This window comes from Vibrio sp. SCSIO 43132 (assembly GCF_019904195.1).
Classification (GTDB): Bacteria; Pseudomonadota; Gammaproteobacteria; order Enterobacterales; family Vibrionaceae; genus Vibrio; species Vibrio nigripulchritudo.
This window is the reverse complement of record NZ_CP063199.1, coordinates 565,848-588,940: the sequence shown is the minus strand read 5'-3', so window position 1 is coordinate 588,940 and position 23,093 is coordinate 565,848. Positions and strand designations below refer to the sequence as shown.

Below are 23,093 nucleotides of genomic sequence, written 5' to 3'. Positions count from 1 at the left end.
TGTTCTCCAAACCAATCGACGATTAGAACGTAAACGGCTCAAAGAGCTAACGAAACAAAGATAACTTTCGATACAGACAACAAAAAGCCCGCTCATTGAGCGGGCTTTCGTATTCTAGAAGGTAAAATTTAAGCTAGGCTTTCTTTTACTTTCGCGTGCAGTTCTTGAACCGAAGTAACGTTGGTTTTCGCATCTGCAGTGTGAGCCATACAAGTTGCAAACGCTGCGTTTAGCGTTGTTGTGTAGTTCACTTTCTCTGCCAGAGCACCACGACGCAGAACCTTCGAATCTTCAATCGCCTGACGACCAGCTGCCGTGTTGACGATGTAGGTGTATTCGTTGTTCTTAATACGGTCAAGAATGTGTGGACGACCTTCGTGTACCTTGTTTACCAGGCGTGGGTTGATACCCGCTTCACCAAGGATAACTGCAGTGCCGTGAGTCGCGTCCAGTTGGTAACCTAGCTTAGTCAGCTTAGACGCTAGGTCTACAACGCGTTGCTTGTCGCCTTCACGAACAGACAGAAGTGCACGACCACCTTCTGGGTAAACATTGCCACAGCCTAGCTCCGCTTTAGAATAAGCTTCTGCGAATGTTGCACCTACACCCATAACTTCACCAGTTGAGCGCATTTCAGGACCAAGCAGTGGGTCAACGCCCGGGAACTTGTTGAATGGCAGAACCACTTCTTTCACTGAGTAGTATGGTGGAATGATCTCTTTGGTAAAGCCTTGTGACTCAAGAGACTGACCTGCCATAACACGTGCAGCGATTTTCGCTAGCGGTGCACCCGTTGCTTTCGATACGAATGGTACAGTACGTGCTGCACGTGGGTTAACTTCGATTAGGTAAACTTCGTTGTCTTTAACCGCAAACTGCGTGTTCATCAGACCACGTACACCTAGTTCGAACGCTAGCTTTTCAACTTGCTCACGCATCTTATCCTGGATTTCCTGGCTTAGCGTGTAAGCAGGAAGCGAACATGCTGAGTCACCTGAGTGAACACCCGCTTGCTCGATGTGCTCCATGATACCGCCGATAACGACGCGTTCACCGTCACAGATAGCATCGATGTCAACTTCTGTTGCGTCATCTAGGAAGCGGTCCAGAAGTACTGGGGATTCGTTAGATACGCTCACAGCTTCGTTGAAGTAACGGCGCAGGTCTTGCTCGTCGTATACGATTTCCATCGCACGACCACCCAATACGTAAGAAGGACGGACAACCAGAGGGAAACCGATTTCTTTTGATTTCTCAACCGCTTGGTCAATCGTAGTTACTGTTGCGTTTTCTGGTTGTAGCAGACCTAGGCGGTCAACTGCTGCCTGGAAACGCTCACGGTCTTCTGCGCGGTCGATTGCGTCAGGGCTAGTACCGATGATTGGCACACCTGCTGCTTCAAGAGCACGAGCCAGTTTCAGAGGAGTCTGACCGCCGTACTGCACGATAACGCCTTTTGGCTTCTCAACGCGAACGATAGAAAGTACATCTTCAAGAGTAACTGGTTCGAAGTACAGACGGTCTGATGTGTCGTAGTCTGTAGAAACTGTCTCAGGGTTACAGTTCACCATGATGGTCTCGTAACCGTCTTCACGCAGTGCTAGTGATGCGTGTACACAGCAGTAGTCGAACTCGATACCTTGACCGATACGGTTTGGACCACCGCCCAATACCATGATCTTGTCTTTATCTGTTGGCTGCGCTTCACACTCGTCATCGTATGAGGAGTACATGTATGCCGTATCAGAAGAGAATTCCGCTGCACAGGTATCCACACGCTTGTAAACAGGGTGAATATCATACTGGTCACGCAGACGACGAATTTCGCTTTCAGAAACACCCAGTAAAGTAGACAGGCGAGCATCAGAGAAGCCTTTGCGCTTCATCTTGCTTAGGACTTCTTGAGTCAGACCTGCAAAGCCACCAGCTTTCACTTCGTTTTCTAGGTTAACTAGCTCTTCGATTTGAACCAGGAACCAACGGTCAATTTGAGTCAGGTTGAATACGCCATCAACAGACAGACCGGCACGGAATGCGTCAGCCACATACCAGATACGCTCAGCGCCCGCTTCTTTAAGCTCGTGGCGGATTTTAGATAGTGCATCAGGAGAGTCCAGATCCACCATTTCATCAAAACCGTTCACGCCAACTTCCAGACCGCGCAATGCTTTTTGCAGTGATTCTTGTTGGTTACGACCAATCGCCATCACCTCGCCCACGGACTTCATCTGAGTCGTCAGACGGTCGTTCGCGCCAGCAAATTTCTCGAAGTTAAAGCGAGGAATCTTAGTCACTACGTAGTCAATGGTTGGTTCGAAAGATGCAGGTGTTGCGCCACCAGTGATGTCGTTCTGAAGCTCATCAAGAGTGAAGCCAACCGCCAGTTTCGCTGCAATCTTCGCGATTGGGAAACCTGTTGCCTTCGATGCAAGAGCAGATGAACGAGATACACGTGGGTTCATCTCGATGATAACCATACGGCCATCTTTCGGGTTAATACCAAACTGTACGTTTGAACCACCCGTTTCAACACCGATTTCACGCAGTACCGCCAGAGATGCGTTACGCATTAGCTGGTATTCTTTGTCCGTCAGCGTTTGTGCTGGCGCGACAGTGATTGAGTCACCGGTGTGAATACCCATTGGGTCGAAGTTTTCGATTGAACATACGATGATACAGTTGTCCGCTTTGTCACGAACCACTTCCATCTCGTACTCTTTCCAACCGATTAGAGATTCGTCAATCAGAAGTTCGTTGGTTGGAGACAAGTCCAGACCACGACGACAGATTTCTTCGAATTCTTCTTTGTTGTATGCGATACCGCCGCCTGTACCACCCATGGTGAATGAAGGGCGGATAATACAAGGGAAGCCAACCATATCGAGTACTTTGTAAGCCTCTTCCATGGTTTTTGCGGTGTCGGCGCGTGGACACTCAAGACCGATAGACTTCATCGCCTTATCGAAACGAGAACGGTCTTCTGCTTTATCAATAGCGTCAGCCGTTGCACCGATCATCTCGACACCAAACTCAGCAAGCACACCGTGCTTCTCAAGATCCAGTGCACAGTTCAGTGCCGTCTGACCACCCATTGTCGGTAGAACCGCATCAGGGCGCTCTTTTTCAATGATTTTACGAACCACTTCCCATTGGATTGGCTCGATGTAAGTCGCATCTGCCATTTCTGGGTCAGTCATGATGGTGGCTGGGTTAGAGTTCACCAGAATGACGCGGTAGCCTTCTTCGCGAAGTGCTTTACACGCTTGAGCACCAGAATAGTCAAACTCACACGCTTGACCGATAACAATAGGACCAGCGCCCAGAATTAGAATACTTTGTAAGTCAGTACGTTTTGGCATTTTCTCTCTACTCCAAATTACGCTGAGTGCTGTTTAATGAGGTCGATGAAGTGGTCAAATAGCGGCGCAGCGTCGTGTGGACCTGGGCTTGCTTCTGGGTGACCCTGGAAGCTGAACGCTGGCTTATCGGTACGGTGAATACCTTGCAAAGAACCGTCAAACAGAGACTTGTGCGTAGCACGCAGGTTCTCAGGCAATGTCTCTTCATCCGCAGCAAAACCGTGGTTCTGAGAGGTAATCATCACAACGTTACGGTCAAGATCTTTTACTGGGTGGTTAGCACCGTGGTGACCAAACTTCATCTTCACTGTCTGAGCGCCAGATGCCAGTGCCAGGATCTGGTGTCCAAGACAGATACCGAAGATTGGAAGCCCCTTTTCAAGGAACACTTTGGTCGCCTCGATAGCGTAAGTACATGGCTCTGGGTCACCAGGACCGTTAGACAGGAAAACTCCATCTGGGTTAAGTGCCAGAACTTCTTCTGCAGATGTTTCAGCAGGAACAACCGTTAGGCGGCAGCCTCGGTCAACAAGCATGCGCAGGATGTTGCGTTTTGCACCGAAGTCGTAAGCGACAACGTGGTATGGCAATTCACTGTCGTCTTTCGCTTCTGGAAGACCACTCTCGAGCGCCCACGAGCCTTGTTTCCATTGATACGCTTCTTTTGTAGTAACTTCTTTCGCAAGGTCCATTCCTTTCAAGCCAGGGAATTCTTTTGCTTTTGCCAGAGCCAAAGCTTCATCAAGGTTGTTGCCAGCAACAATACAACCGTTCTGAGCGCCCTTCTCACGAAGTAGACGTGTCAGCTTACGTGTATCGATATCGGCGATGCCAACGATGTTTTGAGACTTGAGGTAATCGGAAAGAGACTGTTCGTTGCGGAAATTAGAAGCGATAAGAGGGAGATCGCGAATCACAAGGCCTTGTGCGTGGATTGAAGAGGATTCTTCGTCTTCGGAGTTTGTTCCGGTATTGCCAATGTGAGGATAAGTAAGAGTAACGATTTGTTGAGAATAGGAAGGATCGGTGAGGATTTCTTGGTACCCCGTCATCGAGGTGTTAAAAACGACTTCACCAACAGCTGAGCCATCTGCTCCAATGGATTGTCCATGGAACACAGTCCCGTCTTCTAGGACTAACAGTGCTGACTTACTCAAGGCAACCTCCAGAATAAAAATGCATAATTAGTGTATTTAATTGCAAATTCTACCATGTATTCGCGATAAAAACGCGTTTTCAGGGAATTCAGACAAATTGGCGGTATTCTAGTGATCACTGTGATTTGTGTCAACATTCTCAGTAAAAGAAATTTATCATTTGTCTGCTAAAACACATTAATCGCTGTTAAAGCCATATAAATGTAACTTATCTACCTGTAAGTCGGCTCAAAACACACACTATTCATGAATTTTACCGTCATTTTTGCAGAAACCATGTAAAAACCATAAGTTGTAAAACGCAAACGTTCATCACAGTACAGTTAAATGTATTTTTAAGTCATTAAGATTGGAATTTGTACGGAAAGCCTTAAATAGCGATAAAAACAGAGCTTAATTTGACAGGTTTGCAGAGATAATTTAGAGAAGAATTGTGTCAGAAACACAATGCGCCAGAGGGCTCTGGCGCATAATTATTTAATTAAAGCTCGTTTAGACCAAGAACGTCTGTCATGGTGTAGAAGCCTGCAGGTTTACTTGCTAACCAGACTGCCGCCTTGACTGCACCGTTTGCAAAAGTCATACGATCAGTGGCTTTGTGAGTAATTTCTACTCGTTCACCAATGTCAGCAAACATTGCGGTATGCTCACCAACAATATCGCCTGCACGAATCGTAGCGAAGCCAATTTCATCTTTGGTTCGTTCACCTGTGATACCTTCACGAGCATAAACAGCGACATCACTTAACTGATTGCCCATGGCACCGGCTATTGCTTCTCCCATGCCAATTGCTGTGCCTGATGGCGCATCAACCTTATGACGATGGTGCGCTTCAACGATTTCAACATCGCAGTAGTCGCCCATCACTTTGGCAGCTTTTTCTAGCAGCTTGAATACTAGGTTGACACCAACACTGTAGTTTGGCGCCATGACGATAGGAACGGATTTCGCGGCTTCATCAATTTGAGCACGCTCTTCATCGGTAAATCCCGTCGTACCAATAACAATTTGCTTACCATGTGCTTTACACAGTTCGATGTTCGCTAAAGTGCTCACCGGAGCGGTAAAGTCAATGATTACGTCAAAGTCAGCAACTGCTTTGGCAAAGTCATCGACAACGGCGACTTCAAAGCGACCTTCGCCACACAGTTCTCCGGCATCAACGCCAATTAAGGAAGATTCTGGTCTTTCAGAGGCTGCGCCGAGCTGCGCATCAGAATTCAGGTGGGTAGCTTTAACTAGATTGCGGCCCATACGGCCTGCTGCTCCTGCAATCGCAATTTTTACCATTGCGTCAGTTCTCCATTTGTTACGATGTGATCAATGTAACGTAAAGGGCAGAAAGTTACCACAGTTAAACAAGGTTTATTATTTATACAGAAAGCAGATACAAAAAGAGCCGCAATTGCGGCTCTTTCTCGGTTCAGGGTAATTAGATCTTACCGTGACACTGTTTGTATTTCTTACCACTTCCACATGGACATGGCTCGTTTCGACCCACTTTACGCTCATCACGCTGAACTGGCTGCTGTGAACCTTCAGAAGATTCATCATCTGCGAGTTGGTTTTCAGCCTGCTGATGCTGGAATTGAGCTCGACGAGCGGCTTCCTCAGCCTGTGCACGACGCTGAGCTTCCATGCGCTCTACTTCTTCTTCCTGCTGAACTCGAACTTTACTTAATACAGTAATCACGTCGAATTTCAGAGAATCCAGCAGACCTTCAAACAACTCAAACGATTCACGCTTGTACTCTTGTTTCGGGTTCTTCTGAGCGTAGCCACGAAGGTGAATACCCTGACGCAAATGATCCATTGCCGCCAGGTGCTCTTTCCAAAGCGTATCCAGAGTTTGAAGCATCACAGATTTTTCGAAGTTGCGAAGAATGTTCTCACCCACCACGCCTTCTTTCTCTTTGTATACTTCAACTGCTGTCGCAAGAATTTTCTCACGCAGCGCTTCTTCGTACAGTTTGTCGTCTTCGTCCAACCAGCTTTGAATTGGCATTTCCAAATCGAAGTCTGCTTTCAGGCGATCTTCAAGACCTTTAACATCCCACATATCTTCCAGAGATTGTGGTGGAATGTATTCGTTGATCACGCTATCGAACACGTCCTCACGGTTTTGTTCGATCATGTCACTGATGTCATCAACGTTCATCAGTTCATCACGCAGTTCGTACACTACTTTACGCTGATCATTGGCAACGTCATCAAACTCAAGAAGCTGTTTACGGATGTCGAAGTTACGACCTTCCACTTTACGCTGTGCTTTTTCGATTGAGCGAGACAACATCTTACTTTCGATCGCTTCACCTTCTTCCATACCACTTTGGATAAGGCTGGCCATACGATCAGAAGTAAAGATACGCAGTAGGGAATCTTCCATCGACAGGTAGAAACGAGAAGAACCAGCATCACCCTGACGACCAGAACGACCACGCAACTGGTTGTCGATACGACGAGATTCATGACGCTCTGTACCAATGATATGCAGACCACCCGCTTCAAGTACTTTGTCGTGAACTTCTTTCCAGTCTGCTTTGATTTGTTCAATTTGCTCTTGAGATGGGTTGTCCAGCTTATCTAGCTTGGCCTGCCAGCTACCACCCAACACAATGTCGGTACCACGACCAGCCATGTTGGTTGCAATGGTAACTGCACCCGGTGTACCCGCTTCTGCGACAATCTCAGCTTCTTTCTCGTGGAACTTAGCGTTAAGAACGTTGTGCTTAATTTTGGCTTTCTTCAGCGCGTTAGATAGCAGTTCCGACTTTTCGATGGAAACCGTACCTACCAGCGATGGCTGACCCTTCGCGACTCGTTCTTTGATGTCCTCAATGATAGCGTTGAATTTCTCTGTTTCGGTGCGGTAAACGACATCCGGCATGTCATCACGAATCATTGGTTTGTTGGTTGGGATAACCACAGTTTCCAGACCGTAAATAGACTGGAATTCGAATGCTTCAGTATCAGCTGTACCTGTCATGCCCGAAAGTTTTTCGTACAGACGGAAGAAATTCTGGAAAGTGATGGAAGCCAGCGTCTGGTTTTCGTTTTGAATCTTAACGCCTTCTTTTGCCTCAACTGCTTGATGAAGACCTTCAGACCAGCGACGCCCAGGCATAGTACGACCAGTATGTTCGTCAACAATCACAACTTCATCATCTTCATTAACGATGTAGTCAACGTTGCGCTCAAACAATACATGGGCACGCAATGCGGCATTCACATGGTGAAGCAAGCTAATGTTTGTTGGTGAGTAAAGCGTATCGCCTTCCTCCATCAAACCGTTTTTGATCATCAGTTCTTCAACAAACTCCTGACCATTTTCGGTTAAGTGCACCTGCTTGGATTTCTCGTCCAAAGTGTAGTGACCATCACCACGATATTCTTCGGTATCTTCTTTTTCCTGACGAACAAGATGAGGAATGAGAGTATTGATTCGTGTGTAAAGATCAGAGCTGTCTTCAGCAGGACCGGAGATAATAAGAGGTGTACGCGCTTCATCGATTAGGATGGAGTCCACCTCATCGACTACCGCAAAGAAACGCTCGCGCTGAACGCGGTCTTCACTGCGGAAAGCCATGTTGTCACGTAGGTAGTCGAAACCAAATTCGTTGTTTGTCCCGTATAGGATGTCCGCCTGGTAAGCTTCTTTTTTTGCCATTGGAGGCATGTTTGGTACGTTGACGCCAACGGTCATACCAAGGAATTCAAATAATGGGCGGTTAGTTTCCGCATCACGGGAAGCCAGGTAGTCGTTCACCGTTACAATGTGAACACCTTTACCAGGTAGTGCGTTTAGGTAGGCTGGCAAGGTCGCCGTTAGCGTTTTACCTTCACCAGTACGCATCTCTGCGATTTGACCGCTGTTAAGAACCATACCACCAATCAACTGAACGTCGAAATGGCGCATGCCGTAAACACGTTTAGACGCTTCACGAACCGTCGCAAAAGCTTCTGGCAGAAGGCTGTCTAGAGTATCACCTTTTTCTAGACGCTCACGAAACTCAACGGTTTTCGCTTTCAGTTCTTCATCGGATAGCGCTTCAAACTCTGGCTCGTAATTATTAATTTCTTTAACTATTTTTCTCAGGCGACGCAGAGTTCGGTCATTGCGGCTGCCAATCACTTTTGTCAGTAGCTTAGTTATCATTTTCAGTGAATCTCTCTGTTTAGATCGTGCTCGATCTATCCTTGTAACTATCAGTCTCTACCAGTTCCAAACTAAGAATACTGAGATACATCATGTTTGTAAGAATATTGAGGCGGCTTAATGGAAATTCAAGCGCCAATCCTAATTTTCGAATTTGGCACGTATATTAAGGGATTCTCTTGTTGACAACCATGGCTAATAGCAATTGTTTGAGACAGGTATAGAAAAATTCGGTGTTCGAGCAAGAAACCCTCAAGTTTCCTTGATACGTATGCCCAAGTAACTCTAAGAAGCTTGGTATTCCTTGACTTGTGCTCTACACTCTCGACTAAACCGTTGTAAAGAGGTGGCTATGCGCGATCACCGCCCAACCCTGACAAAAGATTTACTTGAGTCCCAGCAGCTGAGCAAATTACAGGAGCACGCACGTCAAATTAATGACTTAAATACTGTGCTCAAATCTATTCTTGCTCCCAATTTGTTGGAGCATTGTCGTGCGGCCAATATCAAAGATAATCACCTGGTGATTGAGGCTGCCAGTGCATCGGTGCAGATGAAGCTGAATTACGACAGGTTGAACATCCTGAGCCAGCTTCGCTCTAAAGGCTATGCGAAGCTAATGGGAGTAGAAATTCGAATCAACCCTGCCCTTTATCGAGGGCAAGTACATCAGGAAAAAGATGAAGAGTGGCAAGAGGTGCCCGTTTCCGAAGTTGCTGCGGAATTTCTAAAGGCCACAGCCAACATGCCTTCAGCAACACCCAAGATCAAACAACGGCTGGAAAATATTGCCAAGCTTGCTGAAAAAAATAAGCAGTCATAATACAAATTCAAGACACAAAAAAGCCGAGCTTCTGCTCGGCTTTTCTAATTCTGTCTTAAGCTTACGCCAAAACCATATTTGGTTCACCGAAAGCAACTGGTGAGCCGACTTCTTCTTCGAAGGTTGCCCATTCCCAAGCTTCCTGATCGGCTAGCACTGCACGCAAGACTTTATTGTTTAGAGCATGCCCTGATTTGTAAGCACGCAACTCACCAACAATGCTGTGACCGCACATGTACAGGTCACCGATAGCATCCAATACTTTGTGCACCACAAACTCGTTGTGGAAACGCAGACCTTCTTCGTTGAGAATGCGGTATTCATCCAAAACGATGGCACAGTCAAAGCTACCACCTAAACATAGGTTTTGAGATTGCAAGTACTCAATATCTTTCATGAAACCGAAAGTACGAGCTCTTGAAATGTCTTTGACAAACGCCTGAGAAGAGAAATCGAAAAGTAGGTGCTGTTCATCAGATTCAATCGCAGGGTGGTCGAATTCAATTTCGAAATCCATGCGGAAACCATCATGCGGAACCAACTCAGCCCACTTATCGCCGTCTTCTACGCGGATTTTCTTCTTAATACGAATAAATCGCTTAGGAGCGTTTAGTGTTTCGATGCCAGCTGATTGAAGTAGGTAAACAAACGGGCTCGCACTACCATCCATAATAGGAATCTCTGGAGCGTCTACTTCAACGATAACGTTGTCGATACCCATGCCAGCAAGTGCGGCATTTAGGTGCTCAACGGTTGAGATACGGATACCGTCGTCGTTAACCAGTGCGGTACAAAGCATGGTGTCGCGAACGGACTCTGGATCGGCTGGGAAATCAACAGGTGGATTCATATCCGTTCTGCGATAGATAACCCCTGTGTTTGCCGGAGCTGGACGAAGAGTAAGTGTGACTTTTCTACCCGAGTGTAATCCCACTCCGGTTGTTTTCACCATCTCTTTCAGAGTTCTTTGTCTGATCATTACCTACCCCTACTGCGCATACAGCCTGTGCGACCGTAAAATTCGACCGCACATGCTACCACGTTTCTGACGAATATCAATATTTTCGTACAATAATCAGTCAGCTTGGCGTCTTAAGAACGCTGGAATGTCCAAGTAACCGTTTTCTTTCTCTTGCTTAGGTGCAGTGTTTGCACCACTTTGAGCAGGAGTAGAAGGGTTAGCTGGCGCTGCAGGCTGACTCTTCACCTCATCACCTTTCGGCAAGTTATTTGCTTGCAAAGGCTGTGCCGTTTTTTCTTCAACTTTGGCTGCCGGAGCAGACGCTTGTTGAGCTGGCGTGGTGTTTTGTGGTTTCGAAGCCCCTGTTACTAAAGTAATTTCTGGCTTTTTCTCGTTACCAATTCCGGTTGCAACGACCGTTACGCGGATTTCATCAGTCATATCTGGGTCCAGAGATGTACCGATAACCACCGTCGCATTATCAGATGCAAACGCTTTTACAGTATTACCGACAGTTTCGAATTCGTCCAGACGCATATCCAAACCTGCAGTGATGTTCACAAGAACACCGCGCGCGCCTGCCAAATCAATGTCTTCAAGAAGAGGGCTAGAAATTGCCGTCTCTGCCGCTTCTTCCGCACGATCTTCCCCTTTGGAAACACCGCTACCCATCATTGCATGACCCATTTCAGACATCACAGTACGAACATCTGCGAAGTCGACGTTAATCATGCCAGGGCGAGTAATCAGTTCTGCAATACCTTGAACAGCATTCTTCAGCACGTCATTCGCGCTTGCAAACGCTTCAAGTAAAGTGACACCACGTCCCAGTACTTTAAGCAGCTTTTCATTTGGAATCGTAATTAGAGAATCAACATGCTTCGAAAGCTCTTCGATACCCTGCTCGGCAAAAGCCAGACGCTTTTTACCTTCGAACCCAAACGGTTTAGTTACAACGGCTACAGTTAGAATGCCCAGCTCTTTTGCGACTTCCGCAATTACTGGTGCTGCACCTGTACCTGTACCACCGCCCATACCGGCTGCTATAAATACCATATCGGCACCGGTGAGAATTTCTTTAAGTCTGTCTCTGTCTTCTAACGCCGCTTCACGACCAACCTGAGGGTTTGCGCCTGCACCCAGACCTTTAGTGATGTCTCCACCAATCTGAATGACACTGCTGACGCTTGTTTTACGAAGTGCTTGAGCATCTGTGTTGACACTGATGAATTCCACGCCTTCAATAGATTCACGTACCATGTGCTCGACGGCGTTACCACCGCCACCACCAACTCCAACGACTTTAATTACAGCATCGTCAGACATTTCCATCATCGGTTCAAACATTTGTTATCTCCGTTTTTCCTGTTTCTCAGGTTAAAACTCTTTCTGTATCCAATTACGCATTTTCTGAAACAACCCAGTGACATTATTTTGTCGCTTAGGTTCGTTGTAGTCGCCTTCTTCAGAGAATTGACTGTCCTTTGCGTAATGAAGTAATCCAACTGCCGTAGAATGATACGGCGCTTTTACGTAATCGGTAAGACCGCTGACTTCCAGAGGCTTACCTACTCTAACCTGGTTGCGAAATACCCTTTCAGCACATTCCACAATCCCTTCAATTTGTGCGGCTCCGCCCGTTAATACAACCCCGGCAGCCAAGTGGTGTTTAATACCCTCAGCTCGCAGTTTATCCTGAACCGTATCTATGGTCTGGTTTACCAAGCCCATAAGTTCAGTATATCTGGGCTCTATCACTTCGGATAGTGTTTGCCGTTGCAAACTTCGCGATGGTCTTCCTCCAACGCTTGGCACATTTACTGTGTCATCTTTGGAAACAAGCTCACTTAATGCGCAACCGTATTTCACTTTTATCTCTTCAGCATCGCTGACAGGAGTACCAAAAGCAAATGCGATGTCGCTTGTTACGGCGTTTCCAGCATAAGAAAAGACTTCTGTATGCCTTAATGCACCGCCCGTCCATATCGATACGTCCATAGTACCCGCACCAATATCGACGACACAGACGCCGAGCTCTCGTTCATCCTCTGTAATGACCGCATTACTTGATGCGAGACCAGAGAAAACCAACTGCTCGACTTTCAATCCGCAACGCTCAACTGCTTTTATGATATTTCTCGCCATGTCGTTGTGGCAAGAAATCAGATGAACGCTTACCTCCATTCTTACTCCTGATAATCCAAGCGGGTTCTTAATGCCTTCTTGGTAATCAATAGTAAATTCTTGAGGAATTACATGTAAAATTCGCTGCTCGTCGCCGATTTTTATCGACTTTGCAGTGTGGATCGCCCGATCCATATCGTCTTGGGACACTTCTTCGTCTGAAATTGTCCCCATGCCTTTTTCAATACGGCTGGCGATGTGTCGACCAGAAAGTGAAATAAATACTTTGCTGATCTGGCATTCCGCCATGAGTTCCGCTTGATCAATAGCTCGCTGTACTGACTTAACCACAGATTCAAGATCGTTGACGCCGCCTTTGTCCATGCCTCTGGACGGACTGGTCCCAGCGCCAATAATATTTATCTGTCCATCTGGTAGACATTCGCCTACCAAGGCGGAAACGGTCGCAGTACCAATATCAAGACCAACAATGATGTTGTCATCTGTGGTTTTAGTCATCTGTGCTCTCTTGTACTAAATCCTGATCTGGAAACCAACCAATTGCCGCTCCCGTATCATATCGTAAGTCGATATGACTAATCTGTTGCGATTTTGAACCAAGCTTTTGATAAAGCGCAACAAAACGTGCTATTCGTTCAATAAGTGATTCTTTTCCCAACTCCAAGCGTATCCCGCTGGTCAAAATCACTTGCCAAGCTCGCCTGTCGTTCAGTAAAACCGAAGAAACCTCTAAATCTATTGGATTCAATTGCGCCTGAATTTTATGCCACGCTTCCAAAACTTGATGGTGACTCCCTTCGGGACCGTAGAGTTTAATCTTATCGTTTGTCAGTTCTGCAATATCGGCGTTAAAAACATTGCCTTCCATGTTCAACATGGAAATGCCATTCCAGATGGCCTGCGCTTCATGTTCAACCAGATACACTTTTACCGTGTCTGGCCACTGTTTACGAATTGAAACGTGAGAAACCCAAGGTAACGTTAACAGTGCATCTTGAAGTTGGTCGACGTCTTGGGACATAAACGTACCAATATGCTCCAGAGATGCGAATGCACTTTGCACATTCTCTGCCTTCACATGGGTTAACTCGCCTTGCAAAACCAACTTCGATAATGGCAGCCGTTGCTCATCCAACATCCAGTTTAAAGTTGAAAAGAGCAGCCAGCCGATAAACAAGACCACAATCACCAAGAAACTCAGCCCCCACCAGTTTGGTGAGGTTTTGTCTGCGACGATGTCGTACGCTTCTATTTCGTTTTCCTGGCTCACTGAGTACATACCAATGCAATCGACTTTTTCACGATATTCTTATTCAATTCGGAGCAGAACATCCAAAAACCAAAGATCATTCGCCTGATTTACTCAAACTAGCGATTATACTGACCGCTATCCCATAGTCCATTAACCATAGAAATAAATATGGTCTAGTGTGACACACCGGACAAAAAACAGGCGAATTAACGGCTTGGCTACTGGCTCTCGCGCATACGTTCCACGTTCAACTCTAAGCGTTCTAGCTCCTTGGCAACCTTACCGACATCTCCCGCACCCTGAGTCAAAACCAGATCGCCTTCTTGGATTACATTGGCAAGAACGCTTGGCAAACTGTCTCTGTCCGGGACAAATATAGGATCGATTTTTCCTCTGCTTCGGATGGTTCGACACAGTGAACGCCCATCAGCACCAGCAATTGGCGCTTCACCCGCTGAATACACATCCAGCATGAGCAATACATCCACCTTCTCTAAAACATTAGCAAAATCATCGTATAAGTCACGAGTTCGGCTGTATCGATGCGGCTGAAACACCATGACAAGGCGTTTGTCTTCCCAACCAGCTCTTGCAGCCTGAATGGTGACGTCCACTTCACTAGGGTGGTGACCATAATCGTCCACCAGCATAGCGACACCATTTCCTGTTTCGAATTCACCAAGATGATCAAAGCGTCGACCCGTTCCCTGAGTGCCCGCCATGGCTTTTAAAATCGCGTCATCAGACACATCATCTTCCGTCGCAACCGCAATCGCAGCGGAAGCATTCAAGGCGTTATGTTTACCCGGGATATTCAGAGTAATGTCCAAATCCGCTTTCCCTTGGCGAACGACAGTGAACTTACCTTGCTGCCCTTCCTGGCGGTAATTTTCTATGCGAACGTCCGCATCTTCAGAGAAACCATACGTAATTACCTGACGGCTGACGCTCGGAATCAGTTCGCGAACTACAGGATCGTCAATACACATAATTGCCTGACCATAGAAAGGCAAATTGTGCAGGAAGTCGATGAAGGTTTGTTTAAGCGTTTCAAAATCGCCACCATAAGTATCCATATGGTCGGCTTCAATGTTGGTGACGATACTCACCATTGGCTGAAGGTGCAGGAAGGATGCATCACTTTCGTCGGCTTCTGCAATCAGGATACGGCTTGAACCTAAGCGTGCATTGGTTCCTGCGCTTTTCACTAGTCCGCCGTTAACAAACGTAGGATCGAGACCCGCTTCCGAATAAATTTGAGTCACCAAAGCCGTCGTGGTGGTTTTACCATGAGTGCCAGCGACAGCAATCCCATGTCGGAAACGCATTAATTCAGCCAGCATTTCGGCACGGCGTACCACCGGTATACGTCTTTCTTTAGCGGCTACAAGTTCAGGGTTTTCCTGAGAAATGGCGGTTGATACAACCACTACGCTGGCTTTTTCAACGTTACTCGCATCGTGACCAAAATAGATGGTGGCACCTTTGCTGCTCAGTCTTTCTGTCACTGGGTTTTCAGCGAGATCGGAGCCGGAAATATGGTAGCCTTCGTTTAGCAGTACTTCGGCAATTCCACTCATACCCGCACCACCGATACCGACAAAGTGAATGGACTTCACCCTTCTCATTTCAGGCACCATTGCGCGGATTTGAGAGATATCTTGATTGTGTTCGATTGTCATAGGTGATTTCTCTTTATCGGTTTACGATTTTTGTGTCAGTTGGGCGATGGCTTGAGCCACTTCTTGATCGGCGTTTGGTTTTGCGGCTTCACGAGCCTTGATTGCCATTTCAGACAAAGCATTGCGATCTAACTGCTTGATCGCATCAGTCAGTTTTTCAGCAGTTAAGTCAGGCTGTTCAATCATCTGGGCTGCACCAGCTTCCACAAGATGATCGGCATTCAGAGCTTGCTGGCGATCTTTGTGCATGAAAGGAATGAAAATAGCCCCGACACCCGCCGCAGAGATTTCAGATACGGTTAACGCTCCAGAGCGGCAAACCACAAGATCTGCCCATTCATATGCAGCAGATACGTCATCAATGAACTCCGTCACCTCTGCCTGATTACCGGCTTTCTCATAGTCCGCCTTGACCGACTCTTGATTGCCTTTACCAGCCTGATGACGAATGGTAAATCCGTCGCCAAGCAACTTAGCTGATTCCGGTAGCGTAGTATTCAAAATTCGAGCGCCCTGGCTACCACCCATAACCAAGATTCGGATGTCTCCTACACGCGCATCTAATCGAGAGTCTGGCGAGTTGATGGCAATAACATCCTGCCTGACTGGGTTACCCACCACGGGTACACCTTTGAATGCTCCCGGAAAAGCTTGAAAGACCTTAGTAGCAATTTTTGAAAGCCATTGATTCGTTAATCCTGCTACCGCATTTTGTTCATGAAGAACAAGGGGGATACCAGACATCCATGCAGCCACACCACCAGGACCACTCACGTAGCCACCCATGCCGAGCACTACGTCAGGCTGCCAGGCTTTTATGTGTTTCTTGGCTTGAAATATGGCATTCAGGATCTGAAAAGGCGCTTTGATCAGCTTTAGAATGCCTTGCCCACGAAGCCCTTTCACCTTTATAAAATCAATTTCAATACCATGCTTTGGCACAAGGTCGGCTTCCATCCGATCCGCGGTTCCAAGCCAACGAATTTCCCATCCTTGTTCTTGCAAGCATTTGGCTACCGCCAAGCCCGGAAAGACGTGTCCTCCGGTACCGCCAGCCATCACCAGTAATCTCTTATGCTGTTTCATTTTTTATCTTTTTTGTCGATACATTCTGTTGCTGCACCATTCGCCGTTCATGGTCTATTCGCATCAATATGGCAACGGCAACAGACATTACAATTAAACTCGAGCCGCCATAACTAATCAGTGGCAGCGTCAATCCTTTGGTCGGCACCATGCCAGCGGCAGCACCAACATTCACAAGCGTTTGGAAAGCAAACCAGATTCCGATACCAAAAGCCATATAGCCTCCAAACATCTGCTTCTCATCAAAGGCTTTCTTTCCAATCAAAATGGCTTTGAGAACTAAGGCAAAAATCAGAATCAGTACAATGGTTACGCCGACAAAACCCAGCTCTTCTGCAATCACGGCAAACACAAAATCGGTGTGTGCTTCTGGCAGGTATTCAAGCTTTTGAATCGAATTTCCCAGCCCCTGACCAAACCATCCACCGCGTCCAAATGCCATCAGAGACTGAGTTAACTGATAGCCGCTTCCAAATGGGTCATCCCATGGATCCAAGAATGAGGTTACACGTCTGACACGGTAAGGCTCTACCAAGATCAGTACTACTACGCCGGCGATTCCAACCATCATAAGCGCGAGAAACTGCCAGAGTTTCGCTCCCGCAATAAACAGCAAACCAAACATGGTGACTAGCATTACGATCACAGTTCCTAAATCCGGTTGCCCAAGCAGTAAGAGTGCGACTAATCCAAACACGATAATGGGCTTCATAAACCCACCAAAGAAAGTGCTGCGAACTTCTTCTTGTTTACGCACAAGATAGCCCGACATAAACATGAAGAGCGAAAGCTTGGTTAACTCGGCTGGCTGCAGGTTAAAAATCCCCAAAGGTATCCAGCGTGATGCGCCGTTTACCGATTTACCCGCTACAAGGACGATTATCAGCAGAACAAAGCACAACCCAAGCAAGTAATGGCTGTGGCGGAACCATCTATCCATCGGAATCTGGATGACAACCGTCGCAGCAATCAAACCGGCAACACAAAAGACCAACTGCTTATACATGAAGTAAAACGGCGTGTCGGTCAGCCGACTACTCACGGGAAAAGATGCGGACGTCACCATCACCAAACCAATCAGCATTAAGCCAAAAGACAGCCAAAGTAGCTGTCTGTCAAATAGGGCTTTAGGTGCGGGTTCGAATAACCAGCTTTTGCTATCGGAGAAGAAGTCGGAGATGCGTCCCAATCGAAATTCCTCGCCAGTCACGAAGACGCATAATGCTGGGCAAGCTTGGTAAAGGCATCGCCACGCGTCATGAAATTCGGATACTGGTCAAAGCTAGCACACGCTGGGGATAGCATGACGATATCTCCCTTGCCTAAGTTTGGTGCAATGTTCTCCAGTACATCATCAATGGATTCCCATCGCTTAGCAGAAGAATGCAGATTCATAAATTCACTGCCGTCTCTTCCATAGCAATGCAACTGAGCCGGAAGCTCAGCGAGCACAGGTTTTAGCTCAGAAAAATCCGCGCCTTTGCCATCTCCGCCCACCAGCAAATGTAAAGTACCATCACACTGTAAACCAGACAGTGCCGCCAATGTACTGGCTAAGTTCGTTGCTTTTGAGTCATTAACCCAGGTTACACCATGGGATTTGGCAACGACCTGGCAACGGTGTGTTAGACCCGTATAGCTCTTTAGAGCGTCTTCCGCTTTTTTAAATTCAATGCCTACCGCATCCAGCAATGCCATTGCAACCAACGCATTCATGCTGTTGTGCTGCCCGACAATACTAAGTGAAGAAGTCGAAATAAAGGAATCTTCCCCTTTCGAAAGATACGTTGTACCTTCCACTTCTTTCAATTGATAGTCGGCTTGGCTTGGCGCAAAAGTGACGACCTGACCATCAAAGCCAGAAAAAGGATGTGTCGAACTGTCTTGTTGATTCACAATGGCTTTTTCGGCATTGAGGAAGATTCGCTGCTTGGCGTTTCCATATGCCGCTAAGTCGTCATAGCGGTCCATGTGATCTTCGGTCAGATTCAGATAAGCAGCGGCTTTGAGTGAAAGGTTAGAGGTGGTTTCTAACTGGAAACTGGAAAGCTCTAACACATACAAGTCTGCGTCTTCCAAAAGCAAATCCAATGCAGGAACCCCAATATTGCCCCCGACTTTGGTTTTGCACCCAGCAGCATTCGCCATTACACCTGTCAAATCCGTCACGGTACTCTTGCCGTTTGAACCTGTGATGGCAACAACGGGTTTAGTGACTGCCCAGCCAAACAACTCAATATCACCAACCACTGGAATACCCAGTTTGATCGCGGTTTGAATCTCTGGAGTTGCTACCGCAATGCCGGGGTTTGCAACAATCAGATCGGCTTCTGCCAGCCAGTGTTCGTTCCAACTTCCAGAGTGCAATTCAACCGAGTCTGCCAACCGTTCTAATCCCGGAGGGTTTTCTCGCGTATCAATCACTCTGATGTTCAGAGGCTTTTCTTGTCGAAGAAGGTGGTTAACTACGGATAGCCCCGTAATACCAAGCCCGACAACGACCACTTCGTTGATATTATTCCAGTTATTTTTTGCCGTCACGCTCATGTATTAACGTACCTTCAGCGTAGCCAAACCAATCAGAACCAGAATAATCGAAATGATCCAGAAACGCACAATCACGCGTGGCTCAGGCCAGCCTTTCAGTTCGTAGTGGTGATGAATCGGTGCCATACGGAAAATTCGCTGCCCGCGCAATTTGTATGAACCGACCTGAAGAATGACTGAGACGGTTTCCATCACAAAAACACCGCCCATGATTACCAGAAGTAATTCCTGACGCACCAGAACAGCAATGGTACCCAGAGCGCCACCAAGAGCCAGTGAACCCACATCGCCCATAAATACTTGAGCTGGGTAGGTGTTAAACCACAAGAAACCCATACCCGCACCGACAATAGCAGTACAGACCACCACCAATTCACTGGTGTATGGAATATGAGGGATATGCAGGTAGCTGGCGAAATTAACATTACCTGTCGCCCATGCAATCACAGCAAAGCCCGCAGCCACCATTACTGTTGGCATAATTGCAAGACCATCCAAACCATCCGTCAGGTTCACCGCATTACTGGTGCCAACAATAACAAAATAGGTAAAGACGATATAAAGCAGACCAAGTTGAGGCATGACGTCTTTAAAGAATGGCACCACTAATTGAGTTGCCGCTGTATCTTTGCCGTGCGCATACAATGCAAAAGCAACCACCAGAGCAATAGCGGACTGCCAGAAATACTTCCAACGCGCGATCAACCCATCGGTATTTTTGCGTACCACTTTGCGGTAGTCATCAACAAACCCCACCGCTCCGTAACCCAGCAAGACTGCCATTACAGCCCAGACATAAGGGTTAGACAGATCCGCCCACAGCAAGACCGTGATAGCAATGGCTGCCAAGATCATCACGCCGCCCATGGTTGGTGTACCACGCTTACTGAAGTGAGATTCCGGACCGTCGTTACGAACTACCTGACCAATTTGCAGCATCTGCAAACGCTCGATCAACCTTGGTCCCATCCATAAAGAAAGACCAAGTGCAGTCAGAACACTGAGAATGGCGCGAAATGACAAGTATTCGAACAAACGAAAGAAAGAAAAATATGGCTGAAGTAGTTCTGCAAGCCAAATGATCATTATTGAATCTCCTTCAAAGCAGCGACAACCATACTCATTCCAGCGCTGTTTGCGCCTTTGACTAATAGCGTGTGCGTTTGATTTTTTTGTATTTCCAGCTGCTGCTTAATAAATTGGATCATTGCGTCGTGAGAGGCAAAATGTTGTCCTCCACACTCTTCACTGATCACTTTCGTGTCATCCCCGTAGGTCAACACGTATTCGAAATTAAATGGTGCGGAATGTTGTCCGACTTGGCGATGAAGTTCAAGACTTTCATCACCTAATTCCGCCATATAACTCAAAATTAGCCAGCGGATCCCTTCATAGTGGCTAAGTAATTCGGCCGCTGCCTTCATTGCAGGGACACTGGCATTGTAACTGTCGTCGATCAGGCGAACATTGTCATTGAGTTCGATCACTTCTACCCGACCCGAGACATTTGTCATGTTAGCCAAGCCAGACTGGATTTCTGTCAGCGTAGCGCCAGCGTTTTGTCCAAGTGCGGCCGCGGCTACGGCATTGCCAACGTTATGTTCACCTACCAAGGTTAATGTAACGGGAACTTCGCCTTTTGGGGTATGAAGTGTAAAAGAAGGCAGCCCTTCTGATGAAATCTGAACATCTGAGGCATAGAAGTCTGCGTTGTTATCGCTTGCTGAAAGAGTGATGACTTTTTTATCGGCTAATACCTCTCTCCAGTAATCGCCGCCATTGCTATCTAAATTCACAACGGCAACATCGCCCTGCGAAAGCCCTTGATAAATTTCACCTTTTGCTTGCTTTACACCATCCATAGAGCCAAAACCTTCAAGGTGCGCTGCGGCTACATTGTTTACCAAAGCGATATTTGGCTCGACCAGTCGAGTGGTGTAAGCAATTTCTCCAATGTGGTTTGCTCCAAGCTCGATTACTGAGTAGTCATTCGCAGCTTCTGAGCGCAATAAAGTCAACGGAACGCCAATATCATTATTGAAGTTGCCTAACGTCGCCAAAACGTTGCCTTTTTGCCTCAGGATCGCACTCAGCATCTCTTTAACCGTTGTTTTTCCACAACTGCCGGTCATTGCGATGGTGAAACTATTACTTTTCTTGTGAACCCAGGCACCAAGTGAACCTAATGCTTGAGTCGTGTCTTTCACCACTATCTGAGGAAGCTCAACAGGTAACAATCGGCTAACTAATAATGCCGCCGCCCCTTCTTCTTTCGCTTGTTCACAGAAGTCGTGGGCATCAAAACGTTCGCCGATAATGGCAATAAACAGGGCCGATTCCTCGATGTTTCGAGTATCCGTCGATACGGTATCAATCTGTCTGTCTTGACCATGCAGTTGTCCGTTCAGGATTTCTGCGGCTTCTGAAAGAGAAAAACTGATCATCCTTTGATTCCTAAAAGTTGTTCTGCGGTTTCCCTGTCGGAATAATGGATCGTTTCACTGGCAAGCACCTGATAGTCTTCATGACCTTTACCTGCCAGTAATATAATATCTTGGTGGGAAGCGTTTTCTAATGCATGAAGGCACGCTTGGAAACGATCGTGTTTCACAACAGCGTTTTCCGGCGCTTTCATCCCAGCCAGCATGTCTTTCACGATTGTCTCTGGCGATTCGCTTCTTGGATTGTCATCGGTCAAAATGGCGTGGTCAGCCAAGCGCTCGGCAATTTCTGCCATCATAGGTCGCTTACCTGTATCCCTGTCACCACCACAGCCAAAGATCGCCCAAAGATTGCCTTCACAATGGACTCGGAGCGCCATCAGTGCTTTTTCCAACGCGTCTGGTGTGTGTGCATAATCCACCACAACTTTAGCTTTGCCTTCTGCCTGAAATAGCTCCATTCGACCGATTACGGGTGCCAACTTAGGCGCGACTGTTGTTAACTCAGACTTTTCAAAGCCTAACTCGAGAAGAGAACCCAAAGCCAACAACACGTTACTGGCATTAAACGCACCAATCAAAGGTACGACTAACTCCCCACTACCCCAGAAACCATCAAAGGATAATTTAATCCCCTGAGTGCTGTATTGCACGTCTGTTGCGAAGAGTGCTTTCTCAAAACCTGGCTTTTCTTGCAGAGAAACGGCAAGGGCACTATCTAATCGAGCCACCCATTCAGCTCCAACAGGATCGTCTACATTGATGACTGGCTTATGGCACTTGTGGTCACGGAAAAGACCAAATTTGGCGTCCGCGTACTCTTCCATAGTGTTGTGGTAATCAAGGTGATCACGACTCAAATTGGTGAACACACCAACGTCAAACGTCAGCGCTTTGATGCGGTTCTGAACCAGCCCATGTGAAGAGGCTTCAAGTGCGGAAAAATCAGCGCCTTGTTTGCGCAGTTCAGAGAGCGTTTCAACGACTTCGATAGCGCTGCCCGTTGTATTCAATGCAGGTTCAATATTATTCAGAAACCCGTTGCCCGCCGTCCCCATCACCGCTGCTCTTTTACCAAGTAACTCTATCCATTGAGCGATAATCTGAGTGATCGTGGTTTTTCCGTTAGTACCCGTTACCGCGACCAGCGGCATGTCAATATCGCCACAAAGTTCGATAGCTAGCGCAGAAAGCTGAGCTGGCAAGTCTTGAACGTAAACAATAGCAGCGCCATTCATCTCTTCGATTATTCCGTGAGCATGCTCTTCATTTGCCTGAGCAATCACAGCCGCCGCTCCTGACGTCAGCGCTTTAGGAATAAAATCATGACCATTAGAAACATGTCCGGAAAGCGCCACAAATACGTCGCCTTCTTGAATCTTGCGGCTATCAAGGACCAACTTGCTGACGGGGCAATCCAGTGATTCAGGGATCTTACTGTCGATATAGGGTCGAATCAAAGATGATAGGTTCTGCACGCTCA

The 23,093-nt window shown here is 47.0% G+C and carries 16 protein-coding genes; 1 reads left to right on the top strand and 15 read right to left on the bottom strand.

Features of this window, described 5'->3' with window-relative positions; genetic code table 11:
• Nucleotides 1–128 precede the first annotated feature (128 nt).
• The 4 genes from carB to secA all read right to left on the bottom strand — a co-directional run bounded on the left by carB (nucleotide 129) and on the right by secA (nucleotide 8,673).
• Nucleotides 129–3,359, bottom strand: a complete 3,231-nt coding sequence (gene carB / locus INR79_RS02755) for a carbamoyl-phosphate synthase large subunit (protein ID WP_004397766.1) — start codon at nucleotides 3,357–3,359, stop codon at nucleotides 129–131.
• 17 nt (nucleotides 3,360–3,376) lie between these two features.
• Nucleotides 3,377–4,516 (bottom strand): glutamine-hydrolyzing carbamoyl-phosphate synthase small subunit, encoded by a 1,140-nt coding sequence (carA, locus tag INR79_RS02750; protein ID WP_022613420.1) that lies wholly within the window; start codon nucleotides 4,514–4,516, stop codon nucleotides 3,377–3,379.
• A 481-nt stretch (nucleotides 4,517–4,997) separates the two neighbouring features.
• Nucleotides 4,998–5,807: a 4-hydroxy-tetrahydrodipicolinate reductase gene (gene dapB, locus INR79_RS02745; RefSeq protein ID WP_022549617.1), complete on the bottom strand. Its 810-nt coding sequence runs from the start codon at nucleotides 5,805–5,807 to the stop codon at nucleotides 4,998–5,000.
• Nucleotides 5,808–5,949: 142 nt separating this feature from the next.
• A complete protein-coding gene (gene secA, locus INR79_RS02740) occupies nucleotides 5,950–8,673 on the bottom strand; it encodes a preprotein translocase subunit SecA (protein ID WP_004397759.1) in 2,724 nt (907 codons plus the stop codon).
• Nucleotides 8,674–9,025: 352 nt separating this feature from the next.
• On the opposite strand from secA, the gene INR79_RS02735 reads away from it, so the two are divergent.
• Nucleotides 9,026–9,496 (top strand): DUF721 domain-containing protein, encoded by a 471-nt coding sequence (locus INR79_RS02735; RefSeq protein WP_223095933.1) that lies wholly within the window; start codon nucleotides 9,026–9,028, stop codon nucleotides 9,494–9,496.
• Between the two features lie 61 nt (nucleotides 9,497–9,557).
• Here INR79_RS02735 and lpxC read toward each other — a convergent pair whose 3' ends face one another.
• The 11 genes from lpxC to murE form a co-directional block, all read right to left on the bottom strand.
• Complete coding sequence (lpxC, locus tag INR79_RS02730; protein WP_022549615.1) at nucleotides 9,558–10,475, bottom strand: UDP-3-O-acyl-N-acetylglucosamine deacetylase; 918 nt, start codon at nucleotides 10,473–10,475, stop codon at nucleotides 9,558–9,560.
• 96 nt (nucleotides 10,476–10,571) lie between these two features.
• Entirely contained in the window at nucleotides 10,572–11,804 is a 1,233-nt protein-coding gene (gene ftsZ / locus INR79_RS02725; RefSeq protein WP_004397753.1) for a cell division protein FtsZ, read from the bottom strand.
• Nucleotides 11,805–11,834: 30 nt separating this feature from the next.
• Nucleotides 11,835–13,100 carry a cell division protein FtsA gene (gene ftsA / locus INR79_RS02720; RefSeq protein ID WP_022549613.1) on the bottom strand — a complete coding sequence of 422 codons (1,266 nt, stop codon included), beginning with the start codon at nucleotides 13,098–13,100 and terminating at the stop codon, nucleotides 11,835–11,837.
• Nucleotides 13,093–13,881, bottom strand: coding sequence for a cell division protein FtsQ/DivIB (locus INR79_RS02715; RefSeq protein ID WP_004397749.1), 789 nt, complete (start codon nucleotides 13,879–13,881; stop codon nucleotides 13,093–13,095). The genes ftsA and INR79_RS02715 overlap by 8 nt, the downstream gene beginning before the upstream one ends.
• A 191-nt stretch (nucleotides 13,882–14,072) precedes the next feature.
• The gene (gene murC / locus INR79_RS02710; protein ID WP_022599563.1) at nucleotides 14,073–15,536 is read right to left on the bottom strand and encodes a UDP-N-acetylmuramate--L-alanine ligase; all 1,464 of its coding nucleotides are present in this window, start codon (nucleotides 15,534–15,536) and stop codon (nucleotides 14,073–14,075) included.
• A gap of 21 nt (nucleotides 15,537–15,557) precedes the next feature.
• On the bottom strand, nucleotides 15,558–16,622 hold the full coding sequence (murG, locus tag INR79_RS02705; protein WP_223095931.1) for an undecaprenyldiphospho-muramoylpentapeptide beta-N-acetylglucosaminyltransferase: 1,065 nt from the start codon (nucleotides 16,620–16,622) through the stop codon (nucleotides 15,558–15,560).
• Nucleotides 16,609–17,802 carry a cell division protein FtsW gene (gene ftsW, locus INR79_RS02700; protein WP_223096943.1) on the bottom strand — a complete coding sequence of 398 codons (1,194 nt, stop codon included), beginning with the start codon at nucleotides 17,800–17,802 and terminating at the stop codon, nucleotides 16,609–16,611. The genes murG and ftsW overlap by 14 nt, the downstream gene beginning before the upstream one ends.
• Nucleotides 17,803–17,828: 26 nt before the next feature.
• Nucleotides 17,829–19,169: a UDP-N-acetylmuramoyl-L-alanine--D-glutamate ligase gene (gene murD, locus INR79_RS02695; protein WP_223095929.1), complete on the bottom strand. Its 1,341-nt coding sequence runs from the start codon at nucleotides 19,167–19,169 to the stop codon at nucleotides 17,829–17,831.
• A gap of 3 nt (nucleotides 19,170–19,172) precedes the next feature.
• Nucleotides 19,173–20,255 (bottom strand): phospho-N-acetylmuramoyl-pentapeptide-transferase, encoded by a 1,083-nt coding sequence (gene mraY / locus INR79_RS02690; protein WP_004397727.1) that lies wholly within the window; start codon nucleotides 20,253–20,255, stop codon nucleotides 19,173–19,175.
• Nucleotides 20,255–21,613 carry a UDP-N-acetylmuramoyl-tripeptide--D-alanyl-D-alanine ligase gene (gene murF, locus INR79_RS02685; protein WP_223095927.1) on the bottom strand — a complete coding sequence of 453 codons (1,359 nt, stop codon included), beginning with the start codon at nucleotides 21,611–21,613 and terminating at the stop codon, nucleotides 20,255–20,257. Before murF ends, mraY begins: the two co-directional genes overlap by 1 nt.
• Nucleotides 21,610–23,088, bottom strand: coding sequence for a UDP-N-acetylmuramoyl-L-alanyl-D-glutamate--2,6-diaminopimelate ligase (gene murE, locus INR79_RS02680; protein WP_223095925.1), 1,479 nt, complete (start codon nucleotides 23,086–23,088; stop codon nucleotides 21,610–21,612). The genes murF and murE overlap by 4 nt, the downstream gene beginning before the upstream one ends.
• Nucleotides 23,089–23,093: the final 5 nt, after the last annotated feature.